Here is a 20420-nt window from a genome sequence, read left to right as displayed (position 1 = left end):
TTTACATGTGGGGAAATACAAGGTGTTAAATCCTAATTTAGAAACTCACAACTTAAATAGTAAAACATGTTTATCATAAGTATCCAAACACCAGTTATACTTTTTTAGAATACTTGGATGAATAACTTCTTTTGTAGCATCAACTTCAGTAAAGCCATATTTCTTATAAAAGTTTTCTAATTCCTCAAAAGGAAGACAATATACATTTTTTACTTGTAATTTTTTCGCAGTTTCTACTAAAAATGATACAAGTTCCCCAGCTAATTGTAACCCTCTAAATTGGGGAAGAATAAAAATCCCACCTATTTCTATAGTATCTTTATCTATTTTGACTAATCGTCCCACACCTGCATACTCGTTGTTGTATGTAATGATTGCAACTTTATCTCGTTTTAAATCACTCCGTACAAATCCTATTGATTGAAATTGATTATTAACCCATTCTAGATCATTAGATGAAGCTAGTTGAATACTCAAATGCATCCTCCTTCGGAATACTGGTGTGATATTTTCATTATAGAGAGCGAAAGATAATAAATCAAACGAACCTTGATATAGTAACGTCTGTTTTATTAGCTGAAGTTGTTGGGTGGCTGGTATTGAAATGATGACTTCACTATATAGAGGATAACAACCTTATGAATTTGGTGTTACAAAGTTAAAAGGAAAACTAGTTTGCGCGTTCGGTAACTCATTAATGTTTAAGCATATAGAGTTTATAGGCTTATTTGAATTGGTATATACTTTATTAATTGGAACTATTAAGGAAATGTGGTAATCACCAGCCTGAGTGAGAAAAATCCTCTTGAAAAAGGAAAAGGAACATAAATATAAGAGCACTTCGGAAAGTGCTCTTTTGTAAAGACTATCCACTCTAAAAAGAAAGGATGCAATATATCATATGAAGTTAAGTGTATTTAATTATGGGGCTTTTGTATAAAAATTTTATTTTGTTACAAATAAAAAGGCGGTTGTTTCCGCAACCACCTTTCAGTAAAACAAAGCACTTTTCCTGATATAAATTACGGATGATTCCTGAAAAAGGTTATAGGATATACTCACATTTTTATAACTAAAGTGACGAGATCAGGTTATAAGAAAGGAACAATTATATTGTATGAAATCTAGCCTAGATTAGTCACAAAGAAAGCTGTAGAAAAAAATAGAAGATTAAGTTACTTGTCCAAACAAATTTTTTAAAAATACATAAGATGCTAGTAGTTAGCCAATATTTTTATATTGCTAATACAATTGTTGATTCAGCAGATGTAGAAGTTACAACTACAGATACAAAAGCTGCGTTATCTATTCAAGCAGCATTACAAGCAGCTATCGTGGTTATAATAAGTATTTCTATAGCAGATAGTGAAAAAGCTGACCGTGTAGCACAAGAATTGTTTCAAAAATCATCTGTTAAACAAGTTAATAAACAAGAAACTGTCATTAGAAATTCTAGAAATGTTACAGTTACGACTACGGATACAGACATAGCAGTAAATGTTCAAATTCTTCTCCAAATTTTATTAGCTTTACTAGTAAAATTAAATATTCTATAAAATATTTGACCTGTTATTTAAATATAGTGCTTCTTAGGGATAAGTATTCACTTTTTTAATTATAGTACAGGCTAAAATATTAATCATAATTGGACTAATATTTAACATTGCATGAATAATAAGGTTAACAAACAATGTGATGGAAAATAAAGTTTGGTTATTTTTTTAAAAATTAACAAGCCGTTTCCTTTATTGGATTTGGCTTTTTAATTTTAAACAGTATAAATTTGAAAAGACCACATTAAATTAAATAATTTAAATATAATAATGAAAAATCCCTAAAATTATTCGTGGTATAGAAAAAATAACAATAAACAATTGGTTAAATTGGAATGATTTTTATTAACAGTTCAACATTTGAAGAATAGTGCATACAATATAAAGTCTTTTCCTTTCTTCATTTAAGTTTTACGTATATAATTTAAAAGTACTATTTTTATTTTATATTTTTATATTTATAACAGAATAGAGGTTTAAAAATGGGTGTTAAAATCATTACGGATAGTGCGGCGGATTTACCGGTAGAATTGCTGCAAGCATATGATGTTGATTTAATTCCACTCCGTGTTTATGATGAAGCAGAAACAGAGTATTTAGATGGAGTTACATTAGAGTCAGTTACATTATTGCAAAACATGAGAGAAGGCGCTGTTTATAGAACGTCATTGCCTTCACTTGAAACTTTCCAAGAAAAATTTGTTTCTTATGCAAAAGAAGGTAATCCTTGTATATATTTAGCTTTTTCATCTGAACTGTCTGGTACATATCAATCGTCAGTTGTTATTAAAGAAGAAGTGAAAGAAACATATGCTGATTTAGATTTAGAAATTATTGATACGAAATGTGCTTCGCTTGGTCAAGGGCTTGTCGTATTAGAAGCTGCTAAAATGGCGAAAGACGGTGCATCAAAAGAAGATATTTTAAAACGTGTTGATTTTCTAATGAACCATATAGAACATATCTTCACAGTAGCTGACTTACAGTACTTAGTGAGAGGTGGGCGTTTAAGTAAAGTAGCTGGTTTTATCGGTGGTTTACTAAACATTAAACCGATCTTAAACGTAGAAGAAGGAAAACTTGTACCACTTGAAAAGGTAAGAGGGAAAAAGAAAGTACTAAGCCGAATTGTAGATATTATGGAAGAGCGTGGAAAAGACCTTAAAGGTCAAACAATCGCTATGACTCACGGTGATGATTTAGAAACTGCCGAAGCATTAAAGGCATTAATTACTGAAAGATTTGGCTGTGAAGTATTTATCGTAAATACAATTGGAGCAGCAATCGGAGCGCATACAGGACCAGGTGCGTTAACATTGTTCTTCTTAAATGAGGTAGAGTAAAGGATTGATCTTTTGATCAATCCTTTTTTCTTATTAATCAGTAATAATTGGTCGATATGGTATCGGTGAAGATAAAATCATCGAAGTTTTGACTGTTCCAAATGGTATAACGATATCAATTAATTCCTCTAATTCCTTCATAGAGTGAACCGCTACTTTTAAGTAATAGCTACTTTCACCTGTTACTCGATGACATTCGAGTATTCTATATTCCTCGTAGATTTTCTCCTCAAATTTTTTACAAGGAATCTTTAGATTTTCAATTCTTAAAAATGCTTGAATTGATTTTCCAACTGCATCTAATGATATCCGTGCGGTATATTTTTCAATTATTCCAGTATCTTGTAATCTCTTTAGTCTCTCGGTAACACTAGGGCGGCTGAGGTGTAAGTGTTCGGTCATTTCTGTAATTGTCATTCTGGCATCTTCTTGTAGTAATAGCGTTATTTTCTTATCAATTTCATCCATGAATTATGCTCCTTTGCAAAATTGAAAGTAAATTTCTTAAACAAATACATAATATAAAACCTTATGTAAAAATACATACACTTTTGTATATTGAATAGACTGATAACTTTCTATAATTAAAATATAAATGGAGGTGCTTGTAATGTCTAATCATTTTGATGAAACGATTTCTATTAAAAGGGGAATAGCCTTATATGTCGGAGCGGTTTTAGGATCGGGAATCCTTATATTACCTGGTATGACGGCGAGTGTAGCAGAAGGGAATGCGATTTTTTCTTGGCTTGTTATGATATTACTTAGTGTTCCACTTGCATTCACATTCGCTTTTTTATCGATTGAGTACTCAAGTGCAGGTGGAATTGCCACGTTTGCAGAAAAAGCTTTCGGTAAAAATATAGGTGCTATTATAGGATGGTGTTTTTTTATTGCGGGTAGCGTTGGACAAATCGTAGTCTCAATGACTGGTGGAATGTATATAGTGAAAGTGTTTGCTTTATCACCATATTACTCTTACGTTATAGCGCTTATTATTTTAAGTATTTCAATTAGTTTTAATTTATACGGGTTAAAAATGAGTGGGTGGTTTCAAGTATGTATTGGTGTATTAACTTTCTTTATTTTAATTGTAACAATTATTAGTTCACTACCTTATATTGAAATAAAAAATATAAATGTACATATTTCTATGCAAGAAATAAATCCAATTTTAGAGGCATCATTATTAATTTTTTGGTCTTTTTTCGGCTGGGAAGCTATTGCAAGTTTAGCTCCAGAATTTAAAACACCTAGAAAAAGAAATATTATTCTATCTACGGGATTTGCGATTATAATTATTGGAGTTTTATATATAGGTATTGCATTATCGGTAATTGGAACGAAATCTTATTATGTAAATGCTGATAATACTACAGCTCTCGTGCTTGTTATCAAACAAACATTAGGTGACCAATTTGCTTGGATAATTGGATTTGTAGCTTTTATTATTTGTCTAGGGACGACAAATGCATTTATCGCAAGTATCGGGCGCTTAGGTTATTCACTAGGAAAAGAAGAAGTTGCACCGCGTTATTTAGCACGTATTAATAAAAAAAGAGAAACACCAACAAATGCAGTAAAAGTTGTAGGTTTTATTGCATTTGTTGGTTTGTTAATAAGTTTCGTTTTCCATATTAGCATAGATAAAATTGTTTTAATACCGAATTCGTTAGGAATTGTTACATATATAGTCGGTACTGCAGCTGGAATGAAATTAATAAAGAATAGGTTAGGTAAAATTTTTTCTATAGTAGCTTTTACATGTTGTGTGGTTGTTTATCCTTTTATTGGAGGAGTAATACTGATTCCAGTAGCTGTATCGTTTATCTGTTTATGCTATGTACGTTGCAGTAGCAGAAGAAAAGAATATAAATAAGAATGCGTTTGTAGAAATCTAAATATTTAAAGATATTAAAATTTTTACATTTCGTTTATAATTGTGAGGGTAAATATCTGTAACTATTTGTAAAAATAGGAGGCGGCTATAAAAATGCATGAAATTACTAGGTGGGATTTAGATCGATTGTATCCAATCGAGGATATTGTAACGCCAATATTGAGGTTGAAAGAACAATATTATGTGACAAAAGATGTAGAGATTCTTTCAAAACTTATACAAGCTATTGAAAAAGCAGAATACTATTTGTATTGCCGATCTGCTGAAGAAAGTAATTCATCTGACCTTTCTGTATCGACTACGACAGTAAAAGATTTGAAAAAAGAAGTACGGCAAGTAATACAGAAAAGTGAAATGGAAACTTCCAATAATATTAATACTAATTTAATAAAAGATGAACTTGGTGCATGGGAAAATATGTACATACAATTAAGAAATAAGATAGAAATAGAGCACAATAATAAGCAAATATCATTTGGACAAGCAAATAATATTGCAATGAATAGTGATAATGAAAAGGAAAGAGTAGAAGTATTCGAGTTATTAACAAATGCCTTACATAAGGAAAAAGAAATCTTTGCTACTGTATTGAATCAAATAGGGAGATTACGTAATACAAAGAGTAATGAATTAGAAGACATAGATATTTTAACTCAATCTTTACATGCGAATGGCATTTCTGAAAATGTATTATTACAAATGTGGAATGTGGCAGAAGAAAACCTTGATAAATTAGCGAGTATTGTAAACGTGTATAAGAAGGAAGAAGCTTCGATTACATGGCATGAACTTATGACCGTAAAGGAGAATAATGAGATTCATATCCCTTTTTCAGTAGCAGTTCAAAACATATACGATGCGTTTGAAAATATAGATAAAGAATTAGCAGAATTTGCACGGAATGCAATAGAGAGTAGATGGGTGGATGCGGAGCCGAGAGATAATAAAGCACCAGGCGGGTTTTGCGCTCCTTTCTTCAGTGAGAAAGAATCGCGAATTTCAATGCGTTATGATGGAAGTATTGATAGTGTAAGAGTACTTGCGCATGAACTAGGACATGCTTGGCATTTTTATAATATGAGCTTTGAACAATCTACTTCTTTTTTAGATGATTATTTGCCAATGAGTACGGCTGAATCAGCGTCTATTTTCTTTGAAACGGTACTCTTAAACTATCTAATTCAAACAACAGATTGTATAGATATGAAAAAGTCATTGCTTAGTTGGAAAATAAGAAACTGTTTTAATTATGTAATGGCAATACGATCATCGTTTGAATTTGAGAAGAACTTTTATGAAAAATGTAAAGAAGGTTCTTTAAGTGCTGATGAAATCGAGAAATTATCTATAGTAGCGCAAGAAAAAGCATATGGGCATGCGTTATTAGAATATCAGCCGTTTGTTTGGATGAAATACATTCAGTTTTATATAGCAGATGTTCCTTTTTATAATTATCCATACACATTTGGGTATTTAGCTAGTTTTAGTTTATTAGAAATAGCTAATGAAAGTAAAAGTACTTTTCATTCGAAATATAAGGAGTTTTTACGAGAAACAGGAAAAATTTCAGTGGAAGAGCTTATGAAAAAACATTTTGAAATAGATATAACAAGTTATGCATTCTGGGATAAAGCTTTTAAACAAATTTCTAAAGATGTTGATGAATATTTGAGGCTTATGTAAGGAGAGAGTATAGTGGATCACCAACTTATAAAGGGAATACCTTTTCAACTTTAGAATATGAAAAAGCTATAAGTTTATTAAAAGGTTGGCTACATGAACAACAAGAGAAACCAAGGTTTGTAGTAACTGCAAATCCTGAAATTGTTATGTCTGCAAAGGAAAGCACGGCTAAATCAAAGCAGTTTAAAAAGATGTTACTTTCTGCAGATTTAATAACAGCGGATGGGATTGGCGTCATAATAGGCTCGAAAATATTAAAAGGAACTTTGAAAGAACGTGTTACTGGGGCAGATATCACTCACGATTTAATAAAATATTGTAATGACAATGAATATCGTGTCTTTCTTTTTGGAGCTGCGCCAGAAAGTAATAAAAAGGCACTAAAAAAATTAAATGAGCAGTTCCCAGGAGCACAGTTTAAAGGACAGCATGGATTTGTAAATGGCGAAGAAATAGAAGAAGTAAAAATGAAAATTAAGCAATTCAAGCCGCACTTACTACTAGTAGGACTAGGTTCACCAAAACAAGAAGAATTCATCTATGAAAACATACAAACATTAAACGTGCCGCTATCTATTGGTATAGGAGGCATGATTGATATAATATCTGGTACTGTAAAAAGAGCACCCAAAATTATGAGGGATACAGGAACTGAATGGCTGTATAGGTTACTTTCGCAGCCGAAACGGTTAAAGAGACAACTTATACTTCCGAAATTTTTAATTTCAGTTATGGTAGAGAGGATGAAAGGAACACCAAGTTAAGAAAGGATAAACAAGATGATAGAGCCGTTATCTAATGAAAAAGCTAAAGAAATTTTTCGAGAGCTGAAAGTAGAATGTGAATATTTATTTGAATTTAAAATTCAAAAAGCAATACCTATTCATCGCGGTTGGCTAAATTTGAAGTGGAAACTCGAAACGGATGCAGGATCTTTTGTATTAAAGCAATATAATAAAGAACGGTACAAAATGTATAACCCAGAACTTTTAATACAAGCATTACATCACCAGCAAAGACTACATAATAATGGTGTATGTTGTCCGAAGCTTCTAACTTATAAAAATAATGTAATGCATACATCAAAAAATAATGAAAGATTTATAGTTTTAGAACATAAAGAAGGTAATCTAATTTCACCAGGAAAAGTGAATGAAAAGGAAATCTACTCTCTTGGTAAGACAATAGGTCAAATGCATAATCTGTTAAATGATGGCTCTTTAATAGAGGGAGAAAACCCTAAATTTGTTCCGCCTACTAAAGAGGAAAGGTTGAAACATTGGGAAGATAAAAGGAAAGAAGCAGAACAGTTAGGAAAAGAACATATTCTCTCCCATATAAAATTGCAGCAAGAAGCAACACAATTAGTAAATATAGATCAATTTTATAGTAGTAAAAAAGGATGGGTGCACCGTGATCTATGGGTAGATAATTTCTTATTCCATAATGATGAAGTCTCAGCAATTCTAGATTTTGATCGTATGGATTATGATTATGTAGAGTTGGATATTGGGCGTGCGGTTATATCTTGTGCCTTACATGATGGGGTATTAAATAAGAGTATTGTTGCATCATTTTTAGCCGGATACCGTAATAAATTAGACTTTCCAATAGGGAGTATTGTTCGGGCAATTCAAATGCTTTGGTATATGGAGAGTACATGGTGGATTCATACTAATATGGATCAGAATAGTGTACCACCTTCACGTTTTGCAGATGAAATGAATTGGATAGCTGAAAATTATAGTGCATTACATAATATATTGGCAGACTTATAAGAAAAAAGGAGATAACATTCATGAACAGAATCGGCATTATCGGAGCAATGCAAATCGAAATAGACTTACTTCTAGAAAAACTAGCTATACAAGAAGAACAGACGATTGCGGGAATGCCTTTTTACATTGGCGAATTCATGGGAACAAAAGTAATTATTACACGCTCTGGTGTAGGGAAAGTAAATGCAGCCGCATGTACGCAAACATTAATTCATAAATTTGATGTAGATGCTATCATCAATACAGGTGTTGCTGGCGGATTACATCCAGATGTAAAAGTTGGTGATATCGTTATTTCAACGAATGTTACCCATCATGATGTAAGTAAAACTCAAATGAAAAACTTATTCCCGTTCCAAGAAGAATTTAATGCAAGTAAGGAATTAATAGAGTTAGCACGTACAGCATGCAATAGTAGTAGTTTACATATGGAGATTCATGAAGGAAGAATCGTCAGTGGTGAATGTTTTGTTGAGGATTCAAAACTAAAAGCGAAATTAATAGACGAATATGCGCCGCATTGTACAGAAATGGAAGGCGCAGCAATTGGCCATGTTGCTTACATAAATGAAGTACCATTTCTTGTTATAAGATGTATTTCTGACAGTGCAGATGATGAAGCGCAAATTTCTTATGACGACTTCGCGAAAACTGCCGCAAATTATTGTTCAGAAATTATCGTTGAGATGCTGAAAAATATATTGAGTAAAACTTATAGTTCAAAAGGGGAGAATGACATGTTACAAGCATTAATTTTTGATATGGACGGAACGTTATTTCAAACTGATAAAATTTTAGAATTATCGTTAGATGATACTTTTGATTACTTAAGATCACTACAATTATGGGATACGGTAACACCTATTGAAAAATACCGTGAAATTATGGGTGTGCCTTTGCCGAAAGTCTGGGAAGCTTTATTACCGAATCATTCTATTGAAGTAAGAGAACAAATAGATACATATTTTTTAGAAAGATTAATTGAAAACATTAAGAGCGGAAAAGGTGCTTTATACCCGAACGTAAAAGAAGTTTTTACATACATAAAAGAAAATAATTGTTCAATATATATTGCTAGTAATGGTTTAACTGAATATTTACGAGCAATCGTATCTTATTATGATTTAGACCAATGGGTTACTGAAACATTTAGTATTGAGCAAATAAACTCACTTAATAAAAGCGACTTAGTAAAAAGTATTTTAAACAAATATGATATAAAAGAAGCAGCTGTAGTTGGGGACCGGTTATCTGATATAAACGCAGCTAAAGATAATGGCTTGATTGCGATTGGATGTAATTTTGATTTTGCGCAAGAAGATGAACTTGCTCAGGCGGATATAGTAATAGATGATTTATTGGAGTTGAAGGGGATATTGCATGAAGTAAAGAATATGCACACTACGAATTAAATAAAATAACAACCATAAAAATGCTCAGAATAAATAATTCTTGAGCATTTTTACGTATTTTTATATTAAGGGGGAATTTACTTGAAAGATATACATATTCAACAAATTGAAGATTTAATGATATACGAACACGATTATCTTGTTCAAGAAAGCAAAGAAGAAGGATTTAATTTCTTAATAAGACTAATAAGTGAATATGAAAATAAAATAAACATATTTAACAAAACTGGTGAATGTTTATATGGCATTTTTCAAGGGGAAAAGTTGATTGGAATAGGAGGGCTGAATGAGGATCCATATACAGAAAACAATAAGATTAGCCGGTTAAGAAGATTTTATATTGCAAAAGAATACCGCCGGAAAGGATTAGGTAGGTTATTATTAGTAAGAATTATAAGCGATGCGAAAAAATATTTTAATATTGTTGTTTTAAATACAGATACAGTACAGGGTGACAAATTTTATACTTCGATTGGATTTGTGAAAGGGATAAAATTTGTGGGAGCGAGCCATTATTTGAACTTGAATAAAAGGATGTAGTGAATTTATATGTATCGCCCTCTTGATAGAACTTTTGTTCTATTTCGTGTGGATTGATGCTATAATTTATTTGAATCTATTATTAGAATGGGGAATTGGATGATGGGAGAAAATAAAATTATTCACGATTTCAATGAATATTCAATTTGGCTAAATACATTGAAAGGTATGAAAGAAGAATTGTGGATGAATCCAATATCAGAGGGGAAATGGACTATTGGTGAGATTGTATCTCATATTATGAATTGGGATGAATGTCTTTTAACTAAAGTATTACCATCAGTGCGAGAAGGACAGGGAATGGAGTTTCCTGATTTTGATACATATAATAAACTAGCATCTAATTATGCTAAATCAGGAATATCTAAGATGAGACTTCTTGAAGAAGCAAAAGCTAAAAGAGAGTTACTCGTAAAAGAACTTAGATTACTGCATGATGAAAAACTAAAGAAACCTTTAACAGCCAATGGAGTATCACACTGTCCTCATACTGGAACGCCGTATTCTCTTATATATATTATTAAAGAATTTATAGAGCATGATAACCATCATAAAAGACAGATTATTCATTTTTTAAATGAAAATGCAGTTGCTAACTGATAATGAAAGATCCCACAAATGATATTTATGGGATCTTTCTTATATTATAATTTAACATTCATCTCTTTCAATAATCCCTTCGGATCACCTTTTACATAATAAAAATGTGGATTATTTTCATCATCGTAAAGCATAATATAAGGTTTTTGATTAAGCGGGAGAAGGATAAGTACTTCATCAATTGTTGTATGTAACCATTGATTTGTAATAGAAACTGGTTTAGATAAAGGGATTTTTATCATGTGACCATCTTTTGGAACGACGTTTAAGTTTTTGAATGGGCCAGTAATCGATTTAGCATATTGAACAGCTTCTTTTTGAATAGCTGGATCTAAAGATTGTTTTTGAACGACCATTTCTTTTTGACAATCAAACACTTCAATTTGTTGATTTGTATTTGCGAACACATTTGTTGATAATAAGAAACAAAGAAAAGTAATGACCCCGATTTTTTTAATCATAATACAACACCTCGTCTTTACTATACCCTTAAAAAGTTTAAATATTTTTCTGTCACATTTATGTAACAAAGAAGTTGTATAATACAATTGGTTTTTGTTTAATAGCAATGGAGGATCATGTATGAAAGTATTAATAGCAGATGATGAACAAGATATGTTAAGGATTTTAAAAGCTTATTTCGAGAAAGAAGGCTTCGAAGTTTTATTAGCGAAAGATGGAGAAGAAGCACTTCAAATATTTTATGATGAAAAAGTTGATTTAGCTGTTTTGGATTGGATGATGCCGAAACATAGTGGTATTACTGTCTGTCAGGAAATAAAAAAGAATTCAAGCGTAAAGGTATTAATGCTTACAGCGAAAAGTGAAAGTGAAGATGAATTAGCAGCGCTTCAAAGCGGGGCAGATGAATACGTAAAAAAACCATTTCATCCAGGCGTACTAATTACTAGAGCGAAAAAGCTTGTCCAGCATGATGATGTCATTCAAGTTCAAGATTTGAAAATAGATTTCACTAAAAATAAAGTTTATAAAAATGACAAAGAGTTAGATATCACAAAAACAGAGCTAGAATTAATAAAGTGTTTTTTAAATCATAAAGGCATGATTTTAACTCGAAAAAAATTGTTAGATATCGTATGGGGATTTGACTATTTCGGAGAAGAGCGAACTGTTGATACACATGTAAGAAGATTACGTAAAAAAGTAGGAGAAAATATTATAAAGACGCACCGCGGGCTAGGATATAGTTTGGAGGAGCAGAGTGAATAAACTTGGAAAAAAGCTATTTCTCAGCATTTCTTTAACTGTTATTCTTATTTTTACAATCTGTTTATTATTAATTAACTATCTTTTACCGAAATATAATATTTACAAAACGCGAGAAAGTTTAGAAGGTATTACAGCACAAATACAGTCCATACCGAGCCAACAACTGGATGAAGCAATTACTAGCATTGAAAATAAAGGAAATGTTACGATTGCGTATACATCAATTAACAATTCGGAAGATCAAATTAATGATGAGTTACGTATGCAACTTACAAGGAAAAGGGTTGCCCTTAATAAACTTTGGATTACAAAAGAAGAAGTAATGAAAGTAAAGAACTTCAGGCAAGCGAATAAAATATATGATCAAGAAAAGATTAAATCTAGTTTTTTTGTGAAATACATTGCGAAAGACGATATGTTAATTTTAGTAGGAGTTTCGATCGCACATTCTAATGAAGTAATAAAAACGTTAAATTCATTTTATTTTTACATTTTTGGCATTACGATTTTTCTCATTATCGTACTTGTATGGATACTTTCAACAACAATCACTAGACCATTGAAAGAATTAAGTAATGTTGCAGAAGATATTTCAAATTTGAAATTTGAACGAACGAAAGTGAAAACAAATGATGAAATAGGAGACTTAGCTAATAGTATTAATATCATGAGTGAAAAACTAAATGAAGCGCATGAAGATTTAACAGATCGAAATGAACATTTAAAACGATTTATGGGTGATGTGACGCATGAATTAAAAACTCCAATCGCATTAGTGAAAGCATATTCTATGGGAATAAAAGATGGTTTAGATGATGGTACATACATAGATACTATTATTAAACAAACTGATCACATTTCAAACCTAATTGAAGAGTTATTACGATTTTCTAAACTAGAAAGAGATGTTTTAGAAAAAGAAGAATTCGATATTAAATCACTAGTCCAAAGTATATTAGATAAGCATAAGATTGAATTGGAATCGAAAGAGATTAATTTGCAAGTGAACTATAATGTTAGCGATGCAGTTGTTTATGCAGATGTAAATAAAATGAGAATGGTGTTTCAAAATTTAATTTCAAATGCGATAAAATATACAGCAAATCAACATATAAAAATTACTTTAGAAGAACGAAATGAAAGTGTATATTTTCAAATTCAAAATGGTATGAATGCGGAACAAATGAAAGATATCGATAAAATTTGGGAACCATTTTACGTCTTAGAATCTTCTCGCAGTAAAGACCATTCAGGCACAGGACTAGGTTTAGCAATCGTAAAAAGCATCTTAGAAAGACATGGTTTTAACTATGGAGTTTCTACTTTAGAGGGAGAGATACGATTTTATATAAATATGAAGAACGATTAATTTAATACTAGTAGAAGCATCGTCTATTAATAGGCGATGTTTTTTATTGATTATATGTAAGTAGTAATTCAAAATATATATACTTGAAAGCCCGTTGAAAGAGTGATCTACAAATTTCTCAAGTGGTTGTATAAAATATAAACTGAATTTTCAGTAATTTTATTGTATAGTAAAAGGAGAAATATATGGGGAGGAAAGAGTATGGGGAAAAAGAAAATAGCAATTACATTATCAACAATTTTATCTTTATCAGTCATATCGGGAGTTTCTAGTATGACTGCGTATGCAGACAATAAAGAAACAAACTACATAAATGAGAATGATGTGAAGTTAAATGGGAAAGTTTCAGAAGGGGTACAATCAAATACGAAGATTGAATTAGAAAATGGGATGACAAAACCGATTTATTCGCTTGATGAAGCAATTATCGAAAATCTATTTGTAGAGACGGAAGTTGATAGCGATCGAGATGGAAAAAAAGACAGAGTGTCAGTAAAAGTTATGCGCCCCAAAACAGATCCTAATGTGAAAGTGCCCGTTATATATGAAATGAGCCCATATCGAGCGGGTTTAAAAGATGTTCCTGTATATAATGTAGATGAAGAATTGTATGCGTATGAAGGCAAACCGTATGGAGCTGTTAATCTTGGTTCGTACGGCAATTATTATGTGCCAAGAGGCTATGCAGTCATTTTAGGTGAAAGTATTGGAACTGGAAAGTCAGACGGATGTCCAACTACAGGGGATGAGCAAGAAATATTAGGGACGAAATCTGTTATTGATTGGGTAAATGGGCGTGCGAAAGCATATACAGAAAATGGTGAGGAGGTTAAGGCTGATTGGTCTACAGGAAATGTAGGTATGACAGGTGTTTCTTATAATGGTACGTTACCGAATGCTGTTGCGACGACTGGTGTTGAAGGGTTAAAAACAATTATTCCAATCGCAGCGATTAGTAGTTGGTATGATTATTATCGTGCAAATGGTGCAGTCATTGCGCCAGGTGGATACCAAGGAGAAGATACAGATAACATGGCCGAAGCAGTACTAACAAGAGAAAATCCTGAAGTTTGCGGACAAGTAATAAAAGAGTTAACAGCTGGACAAGACCGAAAAACTGGTAATTATAATGGTTTTTGGGATAAACGTAATTATGTAAAAGATGCTAAAAATGTAAAAGCAAGCGTATTTGTTGTTCATGGTTTAAATGATTGGAATGTAAAGACGAAGCAGTTCGCGCAATGGTGGGATGCACTTGGAGAAAATAATGTTCCTCGTAAAATGTGGTTACATCAAGGTGGACACGGTGGAACATCAACGAATGACTGGCAAAGAACACAAAATAAATGGCTCGATTATTGGTTGTATGGAATTGAAAATGGAATTATGAATGAACCAATGGTTGATGTTCAACGTGAAAATAAAACGTGGGATAAAATAAAAAATTGGCCGGATCCAGCAGCTGTACCGTCAAAAGTTCGTATGTATTTAAGTAACAAAGCAGTTAATTTGCCATTAAGTATGGGCTCTGCAAATAAAGTTTTCTCATTCGTAGATGATGCAAAAATGAAATCAAATCAATTAATAGCAAACCCAGAATTAGAAGTAGCCAATCGATTAGTGTATACAATGCCTGTACTTCAAAAAGATACGCGTATAAGCGGTACACCAAAGATTTCAATTACAGGAAATATTGATCGATCTGTATCAAATTTAACTGCTTTACTTGTTGATTATGGTGGAGCAAAGCCGGAAATTGTAACGAGAGGCTGGATGGATCCACAAAACTTAAAGAGTATAGAAAATTCAACAGCGATTCAACCGGGCAAAGATTATACATTTACATGGGATATGCAGCCTGATGATTATGTATTTAAAGCGGGGCATCAAATAGGGGTCATTTTAATCGCTAGTGACTATGATTATACAATTAGACCGAAAGCGGGCACGAAGCTTACAGTAAAATTAAGTGAAGTAACATTGCCGATTGTGAAATAAATAGTTATGAATAAAGAGCTTACTGCATAGTAAGCTCTTTAAACTTTGAAATGGGGAGTTTATTATGAATTTTTATTAGTAGATACAAAAATGCTTACAACAAATAAAAAAATTGCATTCATGATCAATAGACCACTAAAGGTTAGCCCAGCAAAACCTCCAGCGAATCCATCTCCTACTTTTTCACCAATTACGTGCAAAGTGGCGAAGAAAACAACGGGAGAAGAAAGTATGAAAATACCACTAGCTATTTTCCATATTCGTTTATATTTCTTTGCTATAAAGAAAATCAGTGTATTAAAAGTGATAAGAAGAAAAATAAGTCCAATTAATGAATTCATCATATCCTCCTTTTAATATAATTCTGAATTTTCATATGTTCATTTTAAATGGAATATTATACAATATAATTATATTGTATGGAAAGCGAGTGATATATTATGACAGTCAGCTCTTTCGAATTTTTATTAAAAATAAAGGTACAGGAAGATTAATTGAGTTAAAATCTTCCGTACGTATAAAACGGAGGAGAAAATAAATGTTTAGTTTTTATAGTACACTTTGCACGGAACTTTATGATTACACTAAGCCTGTCGGGTATTCTTTAAATGGTGATATTGAGTATTACCAAGAACGTTTAAAAAATGGTAGAGGAAGAATTCTCGAAGCGGCAGTAGGATCAGGGCGTGTTATCATCCCACTTCTTGAAGCTGGTTTTAAAGTGGATGGGATTGACTATTCACCTGAAATGCTAGAATCGTGCCGTATACGATGTAATGAGAGAGGCTTACATCCTCATTTGTATGAAGGAAGTTTACAACAATTTTCACTGCCGCATAAATATGAGGCAATTATCATTCCTACTGGATCCTTTTGTTTAATTGAAAATCGTGCGGATTCTATAAACGCATTGAAATGTTTTTATGAACATCTTAATCCAGGCGGGCGATTAATCGTAGATATTATGCTTCCGCATGACTGGAAAACAGGAGAGATTCATACATCGACTTTTTCTTTGCCGAGCGGAGACGGAATTACATTAGAAAATAAATCAATTGAAATAGATTGGCTGAACCAAGTTACTCTATCATATTTAAAATATGAAAAATGGAGTAAAGGGCAGTTAGTACAAACGGAATTGCAACGCTTTGCGGTGCGCTGGTATGGAATAGAAGAGTTTAAACTTCTGTTAGAAAGTATAGGTTTCTCTAACATTACGTGCTCCGCTGATTATGTTTATGAAAAAGAACCGTCAAATGCAAACCAAATGTTTACTTTTGAAGCTGTGCGAAACGAAAAATAAAGAACTATGTATGAAAATAAGGCAATCGATATAATATCGTCTGCCTTATTTCAATTGTATATTACTTACATGGTATTACGTTCCGGTGGTTGTCCAAGCATTCTTCTACTAACTACATATACTACTTATATTAAAGGCAGTTACTATTTCAAATAGAACTGTTATTTTTCTATAAATGATATTTTAGAGAAGTAGGGGATAAATTTGGAAAACGTAGAACAAGACAGATTTGAAAATCAAGTGTATTCCAATCGTGTAGTAAGATCAGAATTTGATGCGAATTGGGAAACATGTATATCAAAAAGTGGCTATGTAATTTATGTAGCAACAAGTAATAATGCTGAAGTAATAGTACTACTTGCAGATGGTTCAAGTAAATTATTAATTTTTGAAAAAGGAGGTAAAGTAGTAGTAGGCGGCGGTGGTACAAGTCATTACAGTAAGCCGCATATTGCAAGAAATATTTAAGGTAGAACATGATAATTGAGAAGAAGCTGGAAAACGGTTATTCATTCATGTTTAGAGTATGATAGAATAACCGTTTTTATTTCTTTAAATCAATTCAGAATAGGTTAATTTAATACAAATACATCGTTATGACCAGCAAAAATTAGGAGGAAATTGTACGGATAAGAATTCGAAATATAATGTAAGTTTGGAAGAAACATATAAGCAATTTTAAAAAGCATTTCCTATTTCGGGAAATGCTTTTTCTATGTTATAGTATAATAGTGTTTCGGAACGATGTTATTTTAATATACTTCAAATTTTGTTGTGTATTATTTTTATATTAAATTAGTTGTGCAAGTATTTTTTTATATAAGGAGTAACAATTAGAGAAATGAAAAATATAGACTTTATACTAGAAAGTGATGAGGCATTAAAACCGTCGGAACGATTAGTACTATTATTATTAGAGAAGCATAGAATGTTATATACGAACGATCTATTAGCGTTATCTAATTTATCATATAAAACATTAACAGATTCATTAACAGCGCTTGTTTTAAAATCATATGTGTTAAAGGAAACAGGTAAGGGAAGAAGACAGAATTGTTATAGATTAGTATGATAAGACTGCTTATTTTAGAGAATTTATATTGATATTTTTCGAATGTAAGGAGAAATAGAATTTTAATTTTCAAATGAAAAACGAACCGCAATACGTACTTGAATATTTGAATTTCATTTTTGTTAATGATAATTTTATAATTATCGAAAATAGAAAAATAAAATAAACTGCATAAAAAAGAAATAAAAAAACAATCCGTTTTTAAAATGGATTGTTTTTTATTGGAATAATATTATTTGATGAATGGAAAACAGGAATGATTATTCTACTTCACTTGTGTACTTTTCAGGTAATAATTCCATTACGTTACATTTTACAAGTTCACCATTATAAGAAAGTATAACGTTCGTATTTTTTCCGTAATCACTTATTAATTCTCGACACCTACCACATGGAGCAACAACCCAACATTTTTCTATATCTTCATGAGGGTGTGGGTGAGCAACTGCGACAATGGTATCAAATTCATGATCATCTTCTGAAGTAGATTTTCCGATCGCCATAGCTTCACCGCATACTGTTATTCTTCCAACATTCGCTTCAACATGCACTGCTGCATAAATATTACCTGCTTTAGTTCTTACAGCTGAACCGATATGATGACGACCATATTTATATTTTTTTTTCGATTACTTTTTCAGCAGCTGTAATTAAATCATAGTCTTCATTATTTAAAGGCATTACTTGTAACATAATCTCTCCTCCATATTAAACATGATTAGTGTTATTTTAACGGAAAAATTTGATATTTAAAATAACAGATAATTATCGGAGAGATAATATTATTATGTAAACTGTAGTTTTAACAGGAAAATATCATAATCAATAGAACATATAGAAGAAGGGGAAACTTAAATATTTTGAAAGATGGGAGAACAGCATATTATATTGCATTAGAAAAAGGACATGATCACCTTTTACATCATTTAAAACAGGAAGTGAACGTATGATAAATAAATGGAGTGTGGGCATATTTTTATTTAACGAGGTAGAAGTGTTAGACTTTGCTGGGCCATTTGAAGTTTTTTCTGTAACCGAAGCGGATGAAGAAAAACCATTTACTGTCTATACAGTTAGCCAAAATGGAGAAATGATTACAGCAAGAAACGGATTAAAGGTAAAACCGGATTATAGTATTGAAGATTTCCCACCAGTTGATATTTTAATCATTCCCGGTGGTAAAGGCGTTCGGGAAAATGAAGTGCAAAATGATATTATAATAAATTGGGTTCGTCAGCAAATGAAAGAAGTAAAGCTAATGACTTCAGTTTGTACGGGTGCACTATTACTTGCGAAAGCCGGTTTACTGGAAGGCTTAAAAGCAACAACGCATTGGGCTAGTATTCAAACCTTCAAAAAAGATTTTCCGAATGTAGAAGTAATGGAGAATGTGAAATTTGTAGATGAAGGACACATTATTACATCTGCAGGTATTTCAGCTGGTATTAACATGTCATTTCATATTGTAAAAAATTTGTTAGGTGTGGAGATTGCTGAGGAAACAGCAAGAAGCATGGAATATGATATTGACTTACAAAATTAAAAAGCCCAGGCCGGGCTTTTTTTATATTGATTGAATATAGCTAATCTCCTCATCACTCAAAATAGGGCGAACAGACGCATTTGCATTTTCTTGTGCTTGTTTTTCTGTTTTTGCACCTGGGATTACAACACTCACTGCTGGATGAGTGAGTATATAGCGAAGTGCAAGTTGCCCTAAGGTCTGATTTTTATTTGAGAGCAACCGAAGTTTCTCTACCTTTTGTAAGTCTTCTTGAAACCAATTTTCATTTGGCCAATCTTTGCGTAAATCTCCATTTGGAAAAGTTGTTTTATTTGTGAATTTTCCAGTTAAAATACCCATTTTTAACGGCCCACGAATAACAGCTCCTAGATTTTTTTCTTGTAAGAATGGCAAAATATCATTTTCTGGTTTTCGATTCAATATATTGTAATCAAGTTGTACGATGTCAATTTCATTGTTTTTATTGAAATGACGAATGTATTGTAAATCATGTGTCGAAACACCGACTGCTCTTACTTTTCCATCACGTTTTAATACTTCAAATGCACGTAAAAATGCTTCTGTTTCTCTACGGTTATGCCACCAAATATGACAAAAATAAAGATCAATGTAATCTGTTTGAAGACGTTGTAAACTTGTTTCAAATACGGCGATGATTTTTTCGGGAGTATCATATACAGGTTCTCCATTCGGATCGTAGTGATGTCCGATTAAACCGCCTTTCGTTGATAGGATAATATCATTACGATATCCTTTAATTGCGGTAGACACTAACTTTTCACTATGTCCTAAACCATACACATCTGCAGTATCAATAAAATTCACACCACACTCAATTGCTTTTTTTATAGCGGTTATAGATTGTTTATCGTTAACAGGTCCCCATTCATCACCACCGATTGCCCATGCCCCAAAACCTATTTCAGAGACAGTTATTCCAGTTTTACCTAATGTACGGTAATGCATATTTTTCCTCCTTGTAAGCATGTTATAACATCGATATGTAGGGAAGGTATTTTGTGTGTAAAAAAACTCTTCTACAATAGTAGAAAAAGAATAACAGAAACTACTATTTTATGGCAGCATACATAAAAAAATGCAATGTAAATATGGA

19 protein-coding genes and 4 pseudogenes are annotated in these 20420 nt (G+C 32.0%); 17 read left to right on the top strand and 6 right to left on the bottom strand.

Features of this window, described 5'->3' with window-relative positions; all coding sequences use genetic code 11:
* Positions 1–45 precede the first annotated feature (45 nt).
* On the bottom strand, positions 46–477 hold the full coding sequence (locus tag ACLBWW_RS13735) for a GNAT family N-acetyltransferase (RefSeq protein WP_048547480.1): 432 nt from the start codon (positions 475–477) through the stop codon (positions 46–48).
* A gap of 773 nt (positions 478–1250) precedes the next feature.
* On the opposite strand from ACLBWW_RS13735, the pseudogene ACLBWW_RS13730 reads away from it, so the two are divergent.
* Together ACLBWW_RS13730 and ACLBWW_RS13725 are read left to right on the top strand one after the other, a co-directional pair.
* Positions 1251–1556 (top strand): annotated as a pseudogene (locus tag ACLBWW_RS13730) (spore coat protein); the annotation flags it as partial.
* A gap of 479 nt (positions 1557–2035) precedes the next feature.
* Complete coding sequence (locus ACLBWW_RS13725; RefSeq protein ID WP_048547477.1) at positions 2036–2896, top strand: DegV family protein; 861 nt, start codon at positions 2036–2038, stop codon at positions 2894–2896.
* A 33-nt stretch (positions 2897–2929) separates the two neighbouring features.
* On the opposite strand, the gene ACLBWW_RS13720 is transcribed toward ACLBWW_RS13725, so the two are convergent.
* On the bottom strand, positions 2930–3364 hold the full coding sequence (locus tag ACLBWW_RS13720; RefSeq protein ID WP_000343327.1) for an Lrp/AsnC family transcriptional regulator: 435 nt from the start codon (positions 3362–3364) through the stop codon (positions 2930–2932).
* Between the two features lie 142 nt (positions 3365–3506).
* Here ACLBWW_RS13720 and ACLBWW_RS13715 point away from each other — a divergent pair, with 142 nt between their 5' ends.
* The 7 genes and pseudogenes from ACLBWW_RS13715 (at position 3507) to ACLBWW_RS13685 (ending at position 10809) form a co-directional block, all read left to right on the top strand.
* Positions 3507–4775 (top strand): APC family permease, encoded by a 1269-nt coding sequence (locus tag ACLBWW_RS13715; protein WP_447614078.1) that lies wholly within the window; start codon positions 3507–3509, stop codon positions 4773–4775.
* A gap of 114 nt (positions 4776–4889) precedes the next feature.
* Entirely contained in the window at positions 4890–6479 is a 1590-nt protein-coding gene (locus ACLBWW_RS13710; RefSeq protein ID WP_098076191.1) for a M3 family metallopeptidase, read from the top strand.
* Between the two features lie 12 nt (positions 6480–6491).
* Positions 6492–7243 (top strand): annotated as a pseudogene (locus ACLBWW_RS13705) (WecB/TagA/CpsF family glycosyltransferase).
* A 15-nt stretch (positions 7244–7258) separates the two neighbouring features.
* Positions 7259–8257 carry a phosphotransferase gene (locus ACLBWW_RS13700; RefSeq protein WP_048547471.1) on the top strand — a complete coding sequence of 333 codons (999 nt, stop codon included), beginning with the start codon at positions 7259–7261 and terminating at the stop codon, positions 8255–8257.
* Positions 8258–8277: 20 nt separating this feature from the next.
* Positions 8278–9669: a 5'-methylthioadenosine/adenosylhomocysteine nucleosidase gene (locus tag ACLBWW_RS13695; protein WP_447614077.1), complete on the top strand. Its 1392-nt coding sequence runs from the start codon at positions 8278–8280 to the stop codon at positions 9667–9669.
* A gap of 81 nt (positions 9670–9750) precedes the next feature.
* A complete protein-coding gene (locus tag ACLBWW_RS13690) occupies positions 9751–10209 on the top strand; it encodes a GNAT family N-acetyltransferase (RefSeq protein ID WP_447614076.1) in 459 nt (152 codons plus the stop codon).
* A gap of 102 nt (positions 10210–10311) precedes the next feature.
* On the top strand, positions 10312–10809 hold the full coding sequence (locus ACLBWW_RS13685) for a DinB family protein (RefSeq protein WP_048547466.1): 498 nt from the start codon (positions 10312–10314) through the stop codon (positions 10807–10809).
* 44 nt (positions 10810–10853) lie between these two features.
* On the opposite strand, the gene ACLBWW_RS13680 is transcribed toward ACLBWW_RS13685, so the two are convergent.
* Complete coding sequence (locus ACLBWW_RS13680; RefSeq protein ID WP_048547464.1) at positions 10854–11270, bottom strand: hypothetical protein; 417 nt, start codon at positions 11268–11270, stop codon at positions 10854–10856.
* Positions 11271–11391: 121 nt separating this feature from the next.
* Between ACLBWW_RS13680 and ACLBWW_RS13675 the strand changes: the two genes are divergently transcribed.
* From ACLBWW_RS13675 to ACLBWW_RS13665, 3 genes are all read left to right on the top strand, one after another.
* Positions 11392–12039, top strand: a complete 648-nt coding sequence (locus ACLBWW_RS13675) for a response regulator transcription factor (RefSeq protein ID WP_048547461.1) — start codon at positions 11392–11394, stop codon at positions 12037–12039.
* On the top strand, positions 12032–13408 hold the full coding sequence (locus ACLBWW_RS13670) for a sensor histidine kinase (protein WP_098079512.1): 1377 nt from the start codon (positions 12032–12034) through the stop codon (positions 13406–13408). Before ACLBWW_RS13675 ends, ACLBWW_RS13670 begins: the two co-directional genes overlap by 8 nt.
* A 201-nt stretch (positions 13409–13609) precedes the next feature.
* The gene (locus ACLBWW_RS13665) at positions 13610–15406 is read left to right on the top strand and encodes a Xaa-Pro dipeptidyl-peptidase (protein WP_098123828.1); all 1797 of its coding nucleotides are present in this window, start codon (positions 13610–13612) and stop codon (positions 15404–15406) included.
* Positions 15407–15468: 62 nt separating this feature from the next.
* On the opposite strand, the gene ACLBWW_RS13660 is transcribed toward ACLBWW_RS13665, so the two are convergent.
* Positions 15469–15750, bottom strand: a complete 282-nt coding sequence (locus ACLBWW_RS13660) for a hypothetical protein (protein ID WP_095205752.1) — start codon at positions 15748–15750, stop codon at positions 15469–15471.
* A 194-nt stretch (positions 15751–15944) separates the two neighbouring features.
* Between ACLBWW_RS13660 and ACLBWW_RS13655 the strand changes: the two genes are divergently transcribed.
* The 3 genes from ACLBWW_RS13655 to ACLBWW_RS13645 all read left to right on the top strand — a co-directional run bounded on the left by ACLBWW_RS13655 (position 15945) and on the right by ACLBWW_RS13645 (position 17781).
* Entirely contained in the window at positions 15945–16709 is a 765-nt protein-coding gene (locus ACLBWW_RS13655) for a class I SAM-dependent methyltransferase (protein WP_048547454.1), read from the top strand.
* Positions 16710–16913: 204 nt separating this feature from the next.
* Positions 16914–17177: a hypothetical protein gene (locus tag ACLBWW_RS13650; protein WP_098222009.1), complete on the top strand. Its 264-nt coding sequence runs from the start codon at positions 16914–16916 to the stop codon at positions 17175–17177.
* Positions 17178–17550: 373 nt separating this feature from the next.
* Positions 17551–17781, top strand: a complete 231-nt coding sequence (locus ACLBWW_RS13645; protein ID WP_000789031.1) for a hypothetical protein — start codon at positions 17551–17553, stop codon at positions 17779–17781.
* 260 nt (positions 17782–18041) lie between these two features.
* Here ACLBWW_RS13645 and ACLBWW_RS13640 read toward each other — a convergent pair.
* Positions 18042–18474: pseudogene (locus ACLBWW_RS13640) on the bottom strand (cytidine deaminase).
* Between the two features lie 173 nt (positions 18475–18647).
* On the opposite strand from ACLBWW_RS13640, the pseudogene ACLBWW_RS13635 reads away from it, so the two are divergent.
* Positions 18648–18731: pseudogene (locus tag ACLBWW_RS13635) on the top strand (ankyrin repeat domain-containing protein); the annotation flags it as partial.
* Positions 18728–19324 carry a DJ-1/PfpI family protein gene (locus ACLBWW_RS13630; RefSeq protein WP_048547453.1) on the top strand — a complete coding sequence of 199 codons (597 nt, stop codon included), beginning with the start codon at positions 18728–18730 and terminating at the stop codon, positions 19322–19324. The pseudogene ACLBWW_RS13635 and the gene ACLBWW_RS13630, both read left to right, overlap by 4 nt.
* Positions 19325–19345: 21 nt before the next feature.
* On the opposite strand, the gene ACLBWW_RS13625 is transcribed toward ACLBWW_RS13630, so the two are convergent.
* Entirely contained in the window at positions 19346–20272 is a 927-nt protein-coding gene (locus ACLBWW_RS13625) for an aldo/keto reductase (RefSeq protein ID WP_048547451.1), read from the bottom strand.
* Positions 20273–20420 lie beyond the last annotated feature (148 nt).

The organism is Bacillus sp. M5A3_1b, assembly GCF_053345335.1.
This window is presented reverse-complemented; position numbering and strand designations above follow the sequence as displayed.

What these genes read in the sequence shown, in the direction of transcription:
- ACLBWW_RS13630 (WP_048547453.1), top strand. Translation starts at nt 18,728, where the DNA reads ATGATAAATAAATGGAGTGTGGGCATATTTTTATTTAACGAGGTAGAA.
- ACLBWW_RS13715 (WP_447614078.1), top strand. Translation starts at nt 3,507, where the DNA reads ATGTCTAATCATTTTGATGAAACGATTTCTATTAAAAGGGGAATAGCC.
- ACLBWW_RS13645 (WP_000789031.1), top strand. Translation starts at nt 17,551, where the DNA reads ATGAAAAATATAGACTTTATACTAGAAAGTGATGAGGCATTAAAACCG.
- ACLBWW_RS13685 (WP_048547466.1), top strand. Translation starts at nt 10,312, where the DNA reads ATGGGAGAAAATAAAATTATTCACGATTTCAATGAATATTCAATTTGG.
- ACLBWW_RS13660 (WP_095205752.1), bottom strand. Translation starts at nt 15,750, where the DNA reads ATGATGAATTCATTAATTGGACTTATTTTTCTTCTTATCACTTTTAAT.
- ACLBWW_RS13665 (WP_098123828.1), top strand. Translation starts at nt 13,610, where the DNA reads ATGGGGAAAAAGAAAATAGCAATTACATTATCAACAATTTTATCTTTA.
- ACLBWW_RS13700 (WP_048547471.1), top strand. Translation starts at nt 7,259, where the DNA reads ATGATAGAGCCGTTATCTAATGAAAAAGCTAAAGAAATTTTTCGAGAG.
- ACLBWW_RS13625 (WP_048547451.1), bottom strand. Translation starts at nt 20,272, where the DNA reads ATGCATTACCGTACATTAGGTAAAACTGGAATAACTGTCTCTGAAATA.
- ACLBWW_RS13675 (WP_048547461.1), top strand. Translation starts at nt 11,392, where the DNA reads ATGAAAGTATTAATAGCAGATGATGAACAAGATATGTTAAGGATTTTA.
- ACLBWW_RS13655 (WP_048547454.1), top strand. Translation starts at nt 15,945, where the DNA reads ATGTTTAGTTTTTATAGTACACTTTGCACGGAACTTTATGATTACACT.
- ACLBWW_RS13710 (WP_098076191.1), top strand. Translation starts at nt 4,890, where the DNA reads ATGCATGAAATTACTAGGTGGGATTTAGATCGATTGTATCCAATCGAG.
- ACLBWW_RS13720 (WP_000343327.1), bottom strand. Translation starts at nt 3,364, where the DNA reads ATGGATGAAATTGATAAGAAAATAACGCTATTACTACAAGAAGATGCC.
- ACLBWW_RS13725 (WP_048547477.1), top strand. Translation starts at nt 2,036, where the DNA reads ATGGGTGTTAAAATCATTACGGATAGTGCGGCGGATTTACCGGTAGAA.
- ACLBWW_RS13695 (WP_447614077.1), top strand. Translation starts at nt 8,278, where the DNA reads ATGAACAGAATCGGCATTATCGGAGCAATGCAAATCGAAATAGACTTA.
- ACLBWW_RS13680 (WP_048547464.1), bottom strand. Translation starts at nt 11,270, where the DNA reads ATGATTAAAAAAATCGGGGTCATTACTTTTCTTTGTTTCTTATTATCA.